Raw genomic sequence first — 14,391 nt, 5'->3', positions numbered from 1 at the left:
ACAACCGTGCCTGCGGTTCTATAGCCTGCGGTCTACGGTTTGAGCGCCTGACTCTTTTAAGATACAAGGGGCGGGTTTGACCAACCATCTATGTTGAAAACTAAGTATATAGTAAACCCGCGCCCCTCATGCTCAGTTGGTTCAACGCGAGACTAAAAGACAATGGGCTGTGTATTTATGGCAAAAACCATAGGAATTTTACACCCGAATATAACTTTGGTTTCCCTCTGCAGGCAAAACAATCAACCGCTGATTTTTCAAATCGGGTTCTAAACCCAAATCTTCGAGGGGAATTAAGCCGAGTAAAGGTTTTTCTCCTGCGGGAATTTCTACACAATCATACCTGCCTTCTCGTCCAGCTACGGCAAGAGTGACATCTTTGAACAGACGAAATTTTCTGGTTCCTATTGCCGTATGTCCGTCGATTTCACCTAGCATTGGCAAACCCAACTGACTGATAATATCTGCTGGTAAGCAGAGTCGAGTTGCGCCTGTATCGACTAAGACGTTATCGATGGTGATAGAGCGTATTTGCTCTGCGGGGATGAACCCTCTTTCTCCCAGAATTTCATCGATGTGATTGGTGACGGTTATTGTTGCGGTGACTCTGCCCATTATTTTATCCTTTTGTTTTGCTATAGAATGTTTCCGTTGCTTTTTGAGGAAATTATATCCAATCAAGGGTGTATATTCTATATTTTAACAATCTTTGTAACTGAGAGCGATTTTTTTATTTATTGCTAAATTTCTGCTAAGAAACAAATGTTGCAAATTAATAGCAAAAATGCTCTCTAATTATTGAATTCCGAAGCTTCTGCCATTCTTGTTTAGAAACATCAGCACGAGTTTTGTCACCCGATGGATCGCGGATATCCCAAATTGTATCTGCAATCCGATCGATTGATCGCCCATGAGAACGATAATCGAAGTCCCAGAAAGCATCACCGACGCAATCTCCTTGTGTAGTAATCATTTCTCGATCGACTGTATTACGAATAGCATTCCATTCGCGGATGTAGGCAGAAGAATCGTCAGATCGCAATTTACGGTCTCCTAATTGAGGATTCACTCTATAAAAAAACCAATCCGTAAACCTATCCACAGCTTGAGTGCGTGATTCATAATCGCGCGCTGTAGCACTGTCTATATTGGAACCACCGAGTACAAGGGCTATAGCTAATGCACACACCCCTAAAAACTTTGATCTTGACTTAATTGAAAGTGATTTAATTAGCATGATTAAACCCAATAAAAATTATGAATTTCCTTGATATAGCTGGTGATAAATATTTCGTTGCCATCCATCTATAGAACAAGAACTTCCTCCTGTTTGAGGTACGAGAGTAGATAAACACCAATAATTTTTACCATCAAAGACAACGCCTTTTTTGATATATTGTAACTCTGAGATAGGTTTCCACGGTCGATCAATATTAGACTCGTCATAATATCGATATTGTTTTCCCTTGACCTCTAAACCCTGATCCGTACCTCCCAACCAATAACGACCTTCTTGAATTATGTTTGATGAAGATTTTTGTTGATTACTATCTGTCTTTTTCTCAATCCACCAATTCCTCACAAAACGTTTGGTATTTTCAGGACCTCTTGTCGTAGCGACTATAACTAGCAGTTCTCCTTGTTGATTGATAAACTCAAAACGACAAGGCCCTTCTCCCGTACCAGAACAATCCTTAATCTCTTTATATCCTAAATCAAATAGCTCTTTAACCGAACGATCTCTGAGGTTAGGTTGACCTTGTAAGCTGGGCTGCCACCCTTGTTGAATCAGGATTTGACGCGCCTCTTTGTATGGCATACGTTGTTGAAGAGGTCTTTTTTGAGTGGAATTTACAGAATTTTCAAGGCTGACTTGAACCTTTTCACTTAAAGCAACAATTGTTGAATTTTTTTCGGAATTATTGATGTAATTTTTTTGACTTCCTGTATCGACTTTCGCACTATTTATGCGGGGAATTTGTTGCTGTGGGGCAGCACCTGCAAAACTTGTATATCCAATGGGGATTAGTCCCATCAATGGTGCAATAATTCTGGTTGTAATAAGAGTGCGATCGCCTATCCAATTTTTCATACTCATCGGTTTAAAACCTTTCTTTTTACAGAGTTGTGTAGAGATGACCTCTACTCTAGGAGTTATCTTCGATCAATGCTGCGCTGTAAGGCGATCGAATCTCACAGTCCACAATTAGAAATAAACATTTCGCGTCTAATTGCTGACCATTCACTAATGCCGATCCGATCGCTTTTGGGAATTTGCTGTCCGGTTCGTTGAGGATGGCGGCTGTAAAAAATTGTATCTGCAAGTAAATCGTAGGTTTCTTCGTAGGTTTCGCCGTTAATTGTCGTGAATTCCCATCCTGTATTTCCTGGGGCGGGCCTAAAGCAGACTTCTTGTACCGACTTGACTCGCGGATCGATCGCTTCGCGCAATCTCCGCCATTGATTGCTATATTCGCGATCGCCCGCTTGGAGTTTGCGATTGTTTAACTGAGGATTAACCCTGTAGAATAAGAAATCGGTCAATTGATCGACGGCTTGTTCTCGCGATTCGGCTTTGGCTAGATTGGGGCTGCTGAGGACAAGGGCGATCGCCAGAGAACAAACCATTGAAAATCTTGAGAGAGACTTAATTGATAACAACTTGATTATCATAGTGATTTGGTGTTAATTCCTACTTCCAGCCCAACCACCGCAACAAAGGCACAACCAAATAATGGCTGACTCCCAAACAAAGCCCGATCGCACTTCCCAACAAACCAAAAAACACAATTGAGCCCCAAACTTGCAGCCAGCCGAAGGTAATGTTAGACAGTGACAAAATCCCAAAGAAACTCCCCGGAAAAATGTTCCAAGCATTCAGCAACAGAAACATTCCCGTAGAGAAAACAGCCACTACCAAAGCGTGAACTAATTGATGGCTCCGCAAACCCATTCCCACAGTCAAAGAGGCGATCGCAAAAGCTCCCAAAATCACCCCCTGCACACCACTAGAAGCTGTTGCTTCCATCCAGCACAAACCCGCCAACAAATAGCCCTGAGCTCCCATCAATCCAGACAGCCAATACTGTTTTTGCTGGCGAAAACTCCCCGCATCCGTCAAACCGATCGCAGTTCCGAACCCCGCAAACCCAAACAGCAGCACTTCCGGCCCGACAGCGAAAGTGATGTTAGGAATTAATTGCTGCAAACCTTGATTCAGAAAACTGGCAATTTCCGGGCCTATAGGCGAAGCATAGCCCAAAACCAAACCGCCGATCGCCCCCGCAGTTCCACCAACGCCACCGAGTACCATTTCCCAGCCCGTATCCAGAGAAGCTACCACGATTTGGGCGATCGCGCCGAACAGCACAACCATCAAACTTCCCGTTTTTTGCGCCCCCGCCACCACTACTTGCCGGCAGAATTCTACAATAGCTTGACCCATTGGGGCGATGGCGATTTTGCCCTTACTCCTAGCATAAATCTCCTGCAAACGCGCCCGAACATCACCAGCAGTCGCGGGACGTTCCCGCACGTTCGATCGCACCATATCGTCCAACAAATTCGCAAAAGCCGGACTCACAGATACAATGTGGCGCCACCGCAACTCTCCCGTCATCGGATCTTCAATTTCCGCCGGATACTTCCCTGTCAGCAAATGAATGCAAGTCCGCCCCAGCGCATAAAAATCCGTCGCCGGCACCACACCGCCGCCCACAATTTGTTCCGGCGGACTGTATCCGGGCGAAATCAACCGCGTCGAACTCCGAGAATCTTTTCCCACGGATTCGACACCGCCCATCTGTTTAACTCCCCCAAAGTCGATCGTCACCAATTGCAGTCCGCCCAAACCCTTGCTTAGCAAAACTTGGGGCGATTCCGGGTCTCGCAGCATCAAATTTGAGGGTTTAATGTCGCGGTGAATAATCTGACACCTGTGCAACTCCTCTAAAATTTCCACAGCTTGACTCAGCCAACTAAACACCCATTCCTGCGGACATCCTTGAGGGTGCTCGTCGAGAACTTCTTCTAAAGTTTTGCCGTGAATCTTTTCCATTACCAAACAAGGCAGCCGCTTCGCCGCAGGATTTCCCTCGCCCCCTGCAAAATTTTGCGTTTGGACGTGAAAATAACCGTCAGGATCGACTCTAGGGACGCCTGGGTGCCGCAAAAGTGCCAAAACCCAAGCTTCTTGCTCGAACAGTTTCAGCGCTTTCGGGGCCGTTTCGAGCAACACTTTCAGGACGCGCTCGGTTTCAGTTTCTGTGTCCCAAACTGTGAAAATCGCTGCAAAACCCCCGGAACCGAGGCTTTGTAGAGGCACGTAGCGATTTTTTAGCCGCAGGGGAGCCCCGCAACTATGACAAAAATTGTTGCCCCAAGTCTGAGGGTAGGGCCTTGGGCAATCTGGATTGATGCAGTGAACGGCTTTTGAAGGGGGGTGAGGCACAACCAGAGTAAAAATGGGACTAAATATCCATACTAGACTTACGCGCAGTTAAGGCAGAAACCAGGTTTTCAGCGAGGTTAAATTGCTGTAACGACGGATTTGGTTTGAGAAACGAGCTTGCTCTTGCTGCACAAGCCCTGTCCATATTATGTGGTATCCTGTGGATTTTTGAGTTAGCGGTCTCAGATTCACGGGATTTTAGATTTTAGATTTTGGATTTTGGATTGCTACATACTGAATAACAGTTGAGATCGATCGGGCGATCGATCTTAACTCCCAACCACAACTTTAGGTATTTCTAACTAATTCCCCCTAGCCCATTACCGATTACCAATTCTGATTTTTAAGTATTAAATTCTTTACATAAACCGTATTGATCCGCTGTTCGGCTCGCTGCACAATATATTTCGATCGCTCAAAATTCCCGCCCCGCTCTGCGATCCCCAGCCTTTCCTCCTGCATCCTTCGCCGCTTGAATTTTATAAGATATGTTACAAATATTTTCGGAATGTAAAGCAAAATAAACAATACTTATGATGATTAAAAGAATATTAAAATTGGATAGTGACACTTTGTTGATATATTTTTAACAGCCTGCGATCAGGCAAAAAAATTAAGCGAATACTAGGAAGCGAGATATGGCTTACGCGCAAACCCAAACTCAATCAAAGGCTGGGTATAAAGCCGGAGTTCAAGACTATAAACTAACGTATTACACGCCGGACTACACGCCGAAAGATACAGATATTTTGGCTGCCTTCCGCGTCACACCGCAGCCGGGAGTTCCCCCAGAAGAAGCAGGCGCTGCTGTGGCTGCTGAATCTTCTACAGGTACATGGACGACTGTTTGGACTGACCTCCTGACCGACCTCGACCGCTACAAAGGTCGCTGCTATGACATCGAACCAGTTCCCGGTGAAGACAACCAATACATCTGCTTCATTGCCTATCCTTTGGATTTGTTTGAAGAAGGTTCCGTCACCAACTTGCTGACCTCTTTGGTCGGTAACGTGTTCGGTTTCAAAGCTCTGCGTGCTCTGCGGTTGGAAGACTTGCGGATTCCCATTGCTTACCTGAAAACCTTCCAAGGCCCTCCTCACGGTATTACCGTTGAGCGGGACAAATTGAACAAGTACGGCCGTCCTTTGCTGGGTTGTACAATTAAGCCCAAATTGGGTCTGTCTGCTAAGAACTACGGTCGTGCCGTTTACGAAGTTCTGCGCGGCGGTTTGGACTTCACCAAAGACGACGAAAACATCAACTCGCAACCGTTCATGCGCTGGCGCGATCGTTTCTTGTTCGTTCAAGAAGCTATTGAAAAAGCTCAAGCAGAAACCGGCGAAGTCAAGGGTCACTACCTCAACGTAACTGCCCCTACCTGCGAAGAAATGATGGAGCGGGCTGAGTTCGCTAAGGAAATCAAAACCCCCATCATCATGCACGACTACCTGACCGGTGGTTTCACTGCAAACACCACCTTGGCCAAATGGTGCCGCCGCAACGGTATTTTGCTGCACATTCACCGCGCCATGCACGCAGTTATCGACCGTCAGAAAAACCACGGTATCCACTTCCGCGTGCTTGCCAAGTGCTTGCGGATGTCCGGTGGCGACCACCTGCACTCCGGTACAGTTGTGGGTAAACTCGAAGGCGAAAAAGGCATCACGATGGGCTTCGTAGACTTGATGCGCGAAGACCACATCGAAGAAGACCGCAGCCGCGGTATTTACTTCACCCAAGATTGGGCCTCCATGCCTGGTGTCATGCCAGTTGCATCCGGTGGTATCCACATCTGGCACATGCCGGCTTTGGTGGAAATCTTCGGCGACGACTCCTGCTTACAGTTCGGCGGCGGCACCTTGGGCCACCCTTGGGGTAACGCACCTGGTGCAGCAGCTAACCGCGTTGCTTTGGAAGCTTGCGTCCAAGCTCGTAACGAAGGCCGTAACTTGATGCGCGAAGGCGGAGACATTATTCGCGAAGCTTGCAAATGGAGCCCTGAATTGGCTGTTGCTTGCGAACTGTGGAAAGAAATCAAGTTTGAGTTCGAGGCAATGGATACCGTTTGATGATTTTGGGTTTGAGATTTTAGGTTTTAGGTAGCAAACTTGCTGTGGAGTCTTTATCTTTGAAGAAGATTTACAAGTAAGTTTGCATCCAAAATCTAAAATCCAAAATCTAAAATTTGAGGGAGCTGGGGTCAAAATGGATCTCAAACAAGTTGCGAAAGACACCGCTAAGGTGCTGGCAAGTTACCTAACCTATCAATCCGTGCGGATGGTGGTCGCTCAGTTGAGCGAAACCAATCCTCCTCTGGCAATCTGGTTGAATGACTTTTCCACTAAGGCCAAAATCCAAGATGGAGAAGCATACATTCAAGAGTTGCTTTTGGAAAATCAAGATTTAGGCTTTCGGATCATGACTGTGCGAGAGTATCTGGCTCACGATGTGACGGAATTTTTGCCAGAAATGGTTTGTACTGGCATTCAACAGGCGAATATGGAACACAGACGCCAGCATTTAGAGCGAACTACGCAACTTAATTGGTCTGTTTCTAGCAGTAATCCTGAAACATCAATAGATTCTGAACCGAATCTGGATAATTTGTCGAGTTAATCGATCGACAAGTGCGATCGAACACACACCTTAGAGATACAAAAAATGAAGACTTTACCTAAAGAGCGTCGTTACGAAACTCTGTCCTATTTGCCCCCGCTGACAGACGCGCAAATTGCCAAGCAACTCCAATACATCTTGGATCAAGGCTACATTCCCGGCGTAGAATTCAACGAAACCTCTGCTGCTGAAATGCGCTACTGGACTTTGTGGAAGTTGCCTTTGTTTGGTGCTCGCAGCGTCCAAGAAATCATGGCTGAAGTTCAAAGCTGCCGTCAAGAAAATCCTAGCTGCTACATCCGCGTCATGGGTTTTGACAACGTGAAGCAATGCCAAGTGCTCAGCTTCATCGTACACAAGCCTAACACCAGAGGCTACTAAAAAGTATTGGCTGGCTAATCTAACTTTTAGGTTAACAGTCATTGCAGATGGGAGGCGGGGAATTTTCTCTGCCTCTTTTTTTTTATAGTTTGCAAATAGCTTTTAACACTTGCAGCAACAAAATTGAAGGTTCGGGTTCCATCAAAGTCAAAAATGGCATTAGCTGATAGGTTGGGGGATTTCCTCTGCGGATATTGACGAACTGATAAAACTCTCCGCTAGTTGCCAGCCCCCAAACAGACTCTTGATATTCTAAACTTTTATAGGCGTAAGTTAGGAGTTGGGGCAAACCTGCGCGGGGAGCAATTAGACTATTTTTAGATTCTATTACTAAAATCCAAAATGGTATATCAGCGGCAATTTGTTTCTCTTTATTGATTGCTAAAATGTCAAATCTGCCTGTAATCGTTGTGTCTTCATCTTCTATAGTTATGTTAGCAATGTCTTGTTCTAGACTCATCTTGATCGGGCGGCGGTAGAAGCCAGCCAATCGCATTAAGGGAAAGGTAGTCAGAGCTTTTACCAGTCCTTCAGAAACCCTATCAGTTGAAATGTAGTCATCGAAATCATCCCTAATTTGTATAATTTCCTGCTGTTCGTGTTCTGTGATATCTTCAAGGGATAACAGAGAGGTAAATGAGTTCGTGTAGTGCTTTTCAAAGCCGAACAGACGGTGTACTTCTGCTAATGTTAGGTTTTTGGCATTAGCATTAATAGTTGTCGTCATATTTTAATAGTTATTTAATTTTTAGTTATAATTATAACATAGACATTGGGGTAGTCAATTTGCACCATTCTTAGGAACAGGCTTTTCGGCCCGTTCCACAATATATCAAGTGGTAGGGTGCGTCGCCATCGAAGATATTTAAATCCGAGCAAAAATCTCATAGCGACGCACCCTACCTTATTGAAGACGATCGCAATCTATCCTTTCCATCACAATCCCATTAACTACTTCATAACCCCAATTAAGATGTCGATTTGCCAACTGCTGGGCCATGTCATATTCGCCCAAATTGCAGAGTTCAACTAACTTTTGATATCCTTCATCTCTTTCTCGCTGCAACCTTTCCCGCCGCAGTTTTTCTCTCTCTTCCTCAGACGGATTTGGTCGCTCTTCTCCCAGCGGATTAATATCGCTAACTCGTTTCATATCAGCCTCATTAAAAAGGGATTGATTCGACTATTTCACCGTCAACTATTTCGTAGCCCCATTCTGGGTTTGCAGCGATTTGTTTTTCTACTAGACTTCGACCGAGAGGAGTTTTGTAAGCTTTTTGCAAAGAGGAAATATTGGGGATTTCGGCGGCGGTTGGCAGCTCTTTTTGTTCGTTTTTTGGCGGTTCAGCAATTGTTTCAGATGTGGAGTGATGTAAGGCCGATTGAGGCGCGATCGCCCCTAACTTCCGCATAACGCTATCCTTGGTGATTTGCGGTTTTTCGTTGAAGGAAGAGGGCAGATATGGTGTGTCAACGCCCTGGTTTTTGGCTTTGAGTGCATCATCGGCAATACGATCGCACTTTCGCAAAAATCCCTCCCACAAATCTTTGCCCAAAACCGGGTTTCTCAAGTCAGCACGGGCTTTAGAGACTGCTGCTTCTAGCGGTTCGCCTTTGTGCACGTAATACTGAATTCGCTCTTCTTCAAAAGCAGGATAAGGCACTTCCGGCTCGATTTCCCAATCTCGCTGGACTTTCTGACTTTCTCCTAAAGGAATTCCGGCGATAAATTCCTCCCAAAAAGTCGATGTTAAGCCTTTTGTCATGCTGTCAATAATTTTAAATGCCCATCCAGAAGGATTGCCGAATCCTAAATTATGCTCTTGAGCGTATGCTTCTAAAGCTCGCTGAAAGTTGTGCAGTTGTTCTTGAGAATTCCAAGGGCCACTAAATCGGTAATGAGGCGTGACAGCAACGGCTATTTGCTGGCGGGGTTGCCCAAAATATTTGTCGGTTTTAACTGCATGATTTGGGGGTGATGTTTCGGGGAATATTTCTACAGGGTGATTGTTGCTTTCGCGGCTTGTCTGTGGTATAATCCCGGCAGGATTGGATGTCCAAAAGTTATTGAGTTTTTCCTCGAAAGCGTCAATGTCCGCCCAGATCTCTAGGGTGTCGGTGTTGGGATTTGTTAATTTTTCTTTGAGGAGCGATCGCACTTTGAGCTGCTTTCTCGCTAATTCCTGTTCTTCCTGATTTAAACCCGTTGCTTTTTCTATTTCTGTGCTCTTAGTTTTCACCCATTCGCCGGAGTTGGACTTTTGTGATTGCCATTGCAATAATTGGCAAAGAAAAATACTCGCCGCGACTCCGCCAGTAATTGTGGCGAGTTTGGGATAGTAGATGGCGGGGTTTCCTAGATTTCCTAAAAATATTCCTATTTTCATTTTTTATATTCCTAATTCCCTTGAATAGTAGGGTGCTCTTCGGCGCACCTTACCTCGACTAAACTAGCATTGAGAAACTTAAGATTTTCTTTAAACTTGTGTCTATTCCTGACTGAATGGAGTTTCTAGAGGAAAGACGGGGATCGCATATTCGATCGCCTGATTGACAGGAATCAGTTAAGCGTAATAATAAATTATTTACTGTACAGCTCCTCCCAAAATGAATCCAGAACGCCAAGAGGCTTATTTGAACTTAATCGAGCGAGTGCTTACCTGTCCCAACGGCCAAGAACCAGAAGTTTTGAGTTCCTGTTCCGATTTAATTGATGCGGGATTTGTGCAAATGCTAATCCAGATATCGGCTTCAATGGCCCGCGAAGGTGACGAAGATACTGCTAATTTTTTAGTGCAACTTGCTCGTTTGCTGGGGAAATCTTTGGGTTTGTCGCCGGATTTGATGGCGGCTGGGTACAGTAGTGTACAGGGGTAGAGAAAAAGTGCGTTAGCGAAGCCCTCGAAGAGGATCGCCTCGTTGTATCATGTTTTGAGAAATGAGGGCGATTCCCTACCCTTCGGGATAGCTTCGCCTCACCTACTTTTTAAATGCAGCGATGGCTTTACAGTTTATATTCGAGAGGCTCGCAAAAATCATCCACCCCAGTTTTAAATACATAAATAATCACCGACGTTACCAAAATATCAGGGCAAATTTTTGCTGCAACTAAATCTCTAAAGGCTGCATTCAATTGTCCGTTTGTCAACTCTTCTTTAACCTCTGATTTGCAGATAGCAACGCGGCATCTTTTGGCCAATCCGTCTAACCAATTTTCCGATATATTCGGTTCTTGTCCGGCTTGAATTGCTAGAGATATCGCTGCATCTTCGATGTTACCTTCGCAATCTTCGATTGCGTCTAGGGCTTTTAGGGCTTCGGGATATTCGGCTAATTGCGATCGAAATTGGGCAATTTGTTGTGAGGTAATAATCACCATATTATTTTCCTGTGTTTTCTGTTGGCGGGATAAGTTTAGCAATTAAAGTTGCTATTATAGCATTTTTTGATTAAGGTGGGAATTGGGCGATCGAACTTAATTACATTTTCAACTAATATTTTGCACTTCGCAATAGTCGGGCTGGGGCTTAAGCCCTCGTATTAAAGCTTAACTCCGGGCTATGAGGAGTGATGTTAAAATTGACAAAATGCGGCGCTAAAATAGGTTTACAGGACTCATATTTGTAGGGAGTTAGGAAAAATGACAACCATTATTTTAAACTTAGATACTGTCGAACTCACAGATGAACAGTTTTACCGTTTATGCCAGATGAATCGAGATTGGCAATTTGAACGGACACCTAAAGGAGAAATTATCATTATGTCACCCGTAGGCGGAGTCAGCGGCAATCGAAAAGCCTATTTAATTACAGATTTGGGCTTGTGGAACCGTAAAACGCAGCTAGGGAGAGTGTTTAGTTCTTCTACAATTTTTCGCTTGCCTAATAATGGCTATCGAGCTCCTGACGTGGCTTGGGTTAGCTTAGAAAGATGGTCTGCTTTAACAGCAGAAGAACAAGAGAAATTTCCGCCAATTTGTCCTGATTTTGCCATTGAATTGCGATCGCCCCCAGACCCGCTGCGGCCACTTCAGGAGAAAATGCAGGAGTATCTAAACAGCGGTTTACGCTTGGGTTGGTTAATTAATCCTCTAGACGAAAAAGTGGAGATTTATCGCCCTTCTCGCGAAGTAGAGATTGTACAATTTCCTGCAAGTTTATCGGGAGAAGATGTCTTGCCCGGATTTGTTCTTAATTTGCCGATGATTTGATATTGCATCAAATTTTTCCTGTTTCCAACTGTATTTTCTTCGGACAAATATCATCATCGTACCAACCAGTCAAAGCCACCGCCAAAGCATCCGCCGCATCGTCGGGTTTCGGAATATAACCTAACTCTAACTCCCGCGCCACGGCCTCTTGCACTTCGGACTTATCTGCATTACCCCGGCCGGTCAAAGCTTGCTTAATTTGAGCCGGCGTAAACTCGAACAGCGGCACTCCACACTGCGCCAATACTAGCGTCAAAACGCCCCGCGCTTGCGCTACAAGTATGGTATTTCCCATCTTGTAAAAGAACAGTTTTTCGGCAATTGCTAGATCAGGTTTAATCTGTTCAATTACCTCGTGCAAATCGTCGTAAATTGTTTTCAAGCGCTGTCCCATTTCCTGTTTTGGCGTTGTTTGTATGACGCCGCAATCAATCATGGAAACGCTGTTTTTATCTTGTTTGCCGGGGACAATTTGACAACTAATTGCCCCGTAGCCAAGATTTGCTAAGCCCGGATCTAATCCTAAAATTCGTTTTTCCATTGCCAGAATTAGTAATTGGAAATGGGGAATTAGGTATGAAAATTTGGGAAGGTTTCATCACCACCAATTACCCATTACCAACTACCAATTACCAATTACCCCTCAGTTGATTCCAGACCGAATACCCGATCGAACACTTTAGTCACTTTATACCCCGAATCTATTGATTCTAGCGGGTCTTTCCGCAATCGGTGCCGCAAACACAGAGTCATCACCCGGCGAATATCGTCCACAGTCACCTCTGTGCGGCATTCCAAAGCCGTGAAAGCTTTCGCAGCCCGATTCGTCACCAAATCGCCCCGCAGCCCGTCTACGTCCAATTCCGCGCAAACTTGGGAGATTTTTACTCGCAAATCTCGATCGATAGTTACCGATTTCAACCTTTCCTGGGCTTCCACCAACTTCTGCTGCATTTCATCTTGTTCGCGCTGGTATTTCGCGAGAAACTCCGCTGGATTTTGGTCAAAACTCGATCGCTGTTCGACAATTTCTACTCTTAAATTCGGGTCTTTTACAGTCCGAATTTCTGCGTGCATCCCGAATCTGTCGAGCAACTGCGGCCGCAATTCTCCTTCTTCTGGATTCCCGGAACCGATTAAAATAAACTTAGCCGGGTGGCGGATCGAAATGCCTTCTCTTTCAACAGTATTCCAACCGCTGGCGGCCGAGTCGAGCAAAACATCGACTAAATGATCGTCGAGCAAATTGACTTCATCAACGTACAGAATGCCGCGGTTAGCTTTAGCTAAAAGCCCTGGTTCAAAAGCTTTAACTCCTTCCGACAAAGCTTTCTCGATGTCGATCGTACCGCAAACTCGGTCTTCGGTCGCGCCCAAAGGTAAATCTACCATTTGGACTTTTTTGCGGGCGATTTTAATGTCAGTTTGAGATAAAGTGCGATCGCGCACCTCATCACTCATCAAATCTGGATCGGTGGGATGACTGTTAAAAGGATCGTCAGCCACCACCTCAATTTCCGGCAGCAAATCAGTGAGGGCGCGGATTGTGGTAGATTTACCAGTACCTCGATCGCCCATAATCATCACCCCGCCAATTTTGGGATCGATGACATTCAACAGCAGCGCCAGTTTCATCTCCTCCTGGCCAACAATTGCAGTGAAGGGAAAAACAGCGCGGCGGGCTGCGGTAGCGGTAACGGTTGGTAGAGCGCCCGCATTTAGGGTATTGCTGACTTCGGCAGTAGGACTCACAGGATAACTCAAAATATAATAATTGCTTGTTTATTGTAGGGGATAAAGGATTGTCTGGGGCGATCGCACTTGTAGGGTATGGTTCCCACAGAGCACTGAGCCCCTTTAAAACCTAAGCGCCACGTAGATTTGCGCGGACCCTCCTGCCCACCTCACAAGAGTTTGAAGCAACATCACCAAGTACATTAAATGCGGGTAGCTTTCAAATTTTGGGCGATCGCCAACCCTAATGTAAACTTATGTAACGATTCACCGCGCTTCGCATAAAAACCTTAAGTTCCCCCAGATAGATAATTAAGAGCATTTTCAAGCAACTATTTTTCAGGGGTAGTATGACTGAACTTAACATCGGGGCATTGACTGACAGCACAAGCTACACCAGTAGCGTGGACACTACAAACATCTTTGACATTTACAAATTTAACATCAACAGTCCGGGAAGTTTCCAATTGTCGATCGACGGTTTGAGCGGGAATGCCGACGTATTTTTGTTAAACTCTAGTGGCGCAACACTTTACAGTTCCACCAACACGGGAACCAGTGCAGAAACAATTAGTGTTGACAGCTTACTAGCCGGAGACTATTCAGTCAAAGTTTTGCAAATCACTGCCGACATCAAATACACGCTGAATTTAGCACCAACTAGCAGTCAAAAAGCATCCGACGCAGACACCCTCACAGGTGCAAAATCAGATTCTATACTTCCCTCAAACAGCGCCACAACTTCGTAAAAACCGACTGCAAACCAAGATATAATTACAGGAACTCCTGTTGATGAAAAGACTGTCACCGCAGAAACAAAATCAACAACTACCGACAAACAAGTCACTACAGACTCCGAAACAACTCTCACATCTGAACCGGAACCACCTGTAGCCACGACTGAATCAGCCACAGAAATAACCTCAACAACTACCGACAAACAAGTCACTACAGACTCCGAAACAACTCTCACATCTGAACCGGAACCACCTGTAGCCAC

The 14,391-nt window shown here is 45.2% G+C and carries 18 protein-coding genes; 6 read left to right on the top strand and 12 right to left on the bottom strand.

The genetic code is table 11. The features are described 5' to 3' along the window. Positions 1 to 198: 198 nt before the first annotated feature. The 5 genes from QUA36_RS29485 to QUA36_RS29465 form a co-directional block, all read right to left on the bottom strand. Positions 199 to 615 (bottom strand): aspartyl protease family protein, encoded by a 417-nt coding sequence (locus QUA36_RS29485; RefSeq protein WP_333459955.1) that lies wholly within the window; start codon positions 613 to 615, stop codon positions 199 to 201. Between the two features lie 157 nt (positions 616 to 772). After that, positions 773 to 1,237 carry a hypothetical protein gene (locus tag QUA36_RS29480; protein WP_333459954.1) on the bottom strand — a complete coding sequence of 155 codons (465 nt, stop codon included), beginning with the start codon at positions 1,235 to 1,237 and terminating at the stop codon, positions 773 to 775. Positions 1,238 to 1,255: 18 nt separating this feature from the next. Continuing rightward, positions 1,256 to 2,098 (bottom strand): hypothetical protein, encoded by an 843-nt coding sequence (locus QUA36_RS29475; protein WP_333459953.1) that lies wholly within the window; start codon positions 2,096 to 2,098, stop codon positions 1,256 to 1,258. A 95-nt stretch (positions 2,099 to 2,193) separates the two neighbouring features. Continuing rightward, entirely contained in the window at positions 2,194 to 2,673 is a 480-nt protein-coding gene (locus QUA36_RS29470) for a hypothetical protein (RefSeq protein WP_333459952.1), read from the bottom strand. A 19-nt stretch (positions 2,674 to 2,692) separates the two neighbouring features. Next, a complete protein-coding gene (locus QUA36_RS29465) occupies positions 2,693 to 4,450 on the bottom strand; it encodes a serine/threonine-protein kinase (RefSeq protein WP_333459951.1) in 1,758 nt (585 codons plus the stop codon). A gap of 638 nt (positions 4,451 to 5,088) precedes the next feature. Here QUA36_RS29465 and QUA36_RS29460 point away from each other — a divergent pair. The 3 genes from QUA36_RS29460 to QUA36_RS29450 all read left to right on the top strand — a co-directional run bounded on the left by QUA36_RS29460 (position 5,089) and on the right by QUA36_RS29450 (position 7,447). Beyond that, positions 5,089 to 6,519, top strand: coding sequence for a form I ribulose bisphosphate carboxylase large subunit (locus QUA36_RS29460; protein WP_333163247.1), 1,431 nt, complete (start codon positions 5,089 to 5,091; stop codon positions 6,517 to 6,519). Between the two features lie 136 nt (positions 6,520 to 6,655). Beyond that, a complete protein-coding gene (gene rcbX, locus QUA36_RS29455) occupies positions 6,656 to 7,066 on the top strand; it encodes a RuBisCO chaperone RbcX (protein WP_333085298.1) in 411 nt (136 codons plus the stop codon). A gap of 45 nt (positions 7,067 to 7,111) precedes the next feature. Next, the gene (locus QUA36_RS29450) at positions 7,112 to 7,447 is read left to right on the top strand and encodes a ribulose bisphosphate carboxylase small subunit (RefSeq protein WP_332954823.1); all 336 of its coding nucleotides are present in this window, start codon (positions 7,112 to 7,114) and stop codon (positions 7,445 to 7,447) included. Positions 7,448 to 7,529: 82 nt separating this feature from the next. On the opposite strand, the gene QUA36_RS29445 is transcribed toward QUA36_RS29450, so the two are convergent. The 3 genes from QUA36_RS29445 to QUA36_RS29435 all read right to left on the bottom strand — a co-directional run bounded on the left by QUA36_RS29445 (position 7,530) and on the right by QUA36_RS29435 (position 9,834). Further along, positions 7,530 to 8,174 (bottom strand): restriction endonuclease subunit R, encoded by a 645-nt coding sequence (locus QUA36_RS29445; protein ID WP_333459950.1) that lies wholly within the window; start codon positions 8,172 to 8,174, stop codon positions 7,530 to 7,532. 177 nt (positions 8,175 to 8,351) lie between these two features. Beyond that, complete coding sequence (locus tag QUA36_RS29440) at positions 8,352 to 8,600, bottom strand: hypothetical protein (RefSeq protein WP_333459949.1); 249 nt, start codon at positions 8,598 to 8,600, stop codon at positions 8,352 to 8,354. A 10-nt stretch (positions 8,601 to 8,610) separates the two neighbouring features. Then, positions 8,611 to 9,834, bottom strand: coding sequence for a hypothetical protein (locus QUA36_RS29435; RefSeq protein ID WP_333459948.1), 1,224 nt, complete (start codon positions 9,832 to 9,834; stop codon positions 8,611 to 8,613). Between the two features lie 220 nt (positions 9,835 to 10,054). On the opposite strand from QUA36_RS29435, the gene QUA36_RS29430 reads away from it, so the two are divergent. Further along, positions 10,055 to 10,324 (top strand): hypothetical protein, encoded by a 270-nt coding sequence (locus tag QUA36_RS29430; protein WP_333450720.1) that lies wholly within the window; start codon positions 10,055 to 10,057, stop codon positions 10,322 to 10,324. A gap of 127 nt (positions 10,325 to 10,451) precedes the next feature. Here QUA36_RS29430 and QUA36_RS29425 read toward each other — a convergent pair whose 3' ends face one another. Continuing rightward, entirely contained in the window at positions 10,452 to 10,826 is a 375-nt protein-coding gene (locus QUA36_RS29425; protein ID WP_333138433.1) for a hypothetical protein, read from the bottom strand. Positions 10,827 to 11,087: 261 nt separating this feature from the next. Between QUA36_RS29425 and QUA36_RS29420 the strand changes: the two genes are divergently transcribed. Beyond that, positions 11,088 to 11,657: a Uma2 family endonuclease gene (locus tag QUA36_RS29420; RefSeq protein ID WP_333459947.1), complete on the top strand. Its 570-nt coding sequence runs from the start codon at positions 11,088 to 11,090 to the stop codon at positions 11,655 to 11,657. A 7-nt stretch (positions 11,658 to 11,664) separates the two neighbouring features. On the opposite strand, the gene ruvC is transcribed toward QUA36_RS29420, so the two are convergent. Both ruvC and bchI read right to left on the bottom strand, forming a co-directional pair. Beyond that, positions 11,665 to 12,198, bottom strand: coding sequence for a crossover junction endodeoxyribonuclease RuvC (gene ruvC, locus QUA36_RS29415; RefSeq protein ID WP_333308154.1), 534 nt, complete (start codon positions 12,196 to 12,198; stop codon positions 11,665 to 11,667). Between the two features lie 95 nt (positions 12,199 to 12,293). Then, complete coding sequence (bchI, locus tag QUA36_RS29410; RefSeq protein ID WP_333459946.1) at positions 12,294 to 13,409, bottom strand: magnesium chelatase ATPase subunit I; 1,116 nt, start codon at positions 13,407 to 13,409, stop codon at positions 12,294 to 12,296. A gap of 332 nt (positions 13,410 to 13,741) precedes the next feature. Here bchI and QUA36_RS29405 point away from each other — a divergent pair, with 332 nt between their 5' ends. Then, positions 13,742 to 14,140, top strand: a complete 399-nt coding sequence (locus tag QUA36_RS29405) for a PPC domain-containing protein (protein ID WP_333459945.1) — start codon at positions 13,742 to 13,744, stop codon at positions 14,138 to 14,140. Here QUA36_RS29405 and QUA36_RS29400 read toward each other — a convergent pair. Further along, on the bottom strand, positions 14,059 to 14,391 hold a 333-nt coding region (locus QUA36_RS29400), incomplete at its 5' end, for a hypothetical protein (protein ID WP_333459944.1). The two genes, QUA36_RS29405 and QUA36_RS29400, sit on opposite strands and share 82 nt — an antisense overlap.

The sequence above is a fragment of the Microcoleus sp. Pol10D4 genome (assembly GCF_036701555.1).
GTDB lineage: Bacteria > Cyanobacteriota > Cyanobacteriia > Cyanobacteriales > Microcoleaceae > Microcoleus.
Note: the sequence above shows the minus strand (reverse complement) of the source record. Positions and strands in the feature narration are given on the sequence as shown.

Excerpts from the sequence above, each read along its gene's own strand:
- QUA36_RS29485 (WP_333459955.1), bottom strand. The coding sequence starts at position 615 with ATGGGCAGAGTCACCGCAACAATAACCGTCACCAATCACATCGATGAA.
- QUA36_RS29480 (WP_333459954.1), bottom strand. The coding sequence starts at position 1,237 with ATGCTAATTAAATCACTTTCAATTAAGTCAAGATCAAAGTTTTTAGGG.
- QUA36_RS29475 (WP_333459953.1), bottom strand. The coding sequence starts at position 2,098 with ATGAGTATGAAAAATTGGATAGGCGATCGCACTCTTATTACAACCAGA.
- QUA36_RS29470 (WP_333459952.1), bottom strand. The coding sequence starts at position 2,673 with ATGATAATCAAGTTGTTATCAATTAAGTCTCTCTCAAGATTTTCAATG.
- QUA36_RS29460 (WP_333163247.1), top strand. The coding sequence starts at position 5,089 with ATGGCTTACGCGCAAACCCAAACTCAATCAAAGGCTGGGTATAAAGCC.
- rcbX (WP_333085298.1), top strand. The coding sequence starts at position 6,656 with ATGGATCTCAAACAAGTTGCGAAAGACACCGCTAAGGTGCTGGCAAGT.
- QUA36_RS29450 (WP_332954823.1), top strand. The coding sequence starts at position 7,112 with ATGAAGACTTTACCTAAAGAGCGTCGTTACGAAACTCTGTCCTATTTG.
- QUA36_RS29445 (WP_333459950.1), bottom strand. The coding sequence starts at position 8,174 with ATGACGACAACTATTAATGCTAATGCCAAAAACCTAACATTAGCAGAA.
- QUA36_RS29440 (WP_333459949.1), bottom strand. The coding sequence starts at position 8,600 with ATGAAACGAGTTAGCGATATTAATCCGCTGGGAGAAGAGCGACCAAAT.
- QUA36_RS29435 (WP_333459948.1), bottom strand. The coding sequence starts at position 9,834 with ATGAAAATAGGAATATTTTTAGGAAATCTAGGAAACCCCGCCATCTAC.
- QUA36_RS29430 (WP_333450720.1), top strand. The coding sequence starts at position 10,055 with ATGAATCCAGAACGCCAAGAGGCTTATTTGAACTTAATCGAGCGAGTG.
- QUA36_RS29425 (WP_333138433.1), bottom strand. The coding sequence starts at position 10,826 with ATGGTGATTATTACCTCACAACAAATTGCCCAATTTCGATCGCAATTA.
- QUA36_RS29420 (WP_333459947.1), top strand. The coding sequence starts at position 11,088 with ATGACAACCATTATTTTAAACTTAGATACTGTCGAACTCACAGATGAA.
- ruvC (WP_333308154.1), bottom strand. The coding sequence starts at position 12,198 with ATGGAAAAACGAATTTTAGGATTAGATCCGGGCTTAGCAAATCTTGGC.
- QUA36_RS29405 (WP_333459945.1), top strand. The coding sequence starts at position 13,742 with ATGACTGAACTTAACATCGGGGCATTGACTGACAGCACAAGCTACACC.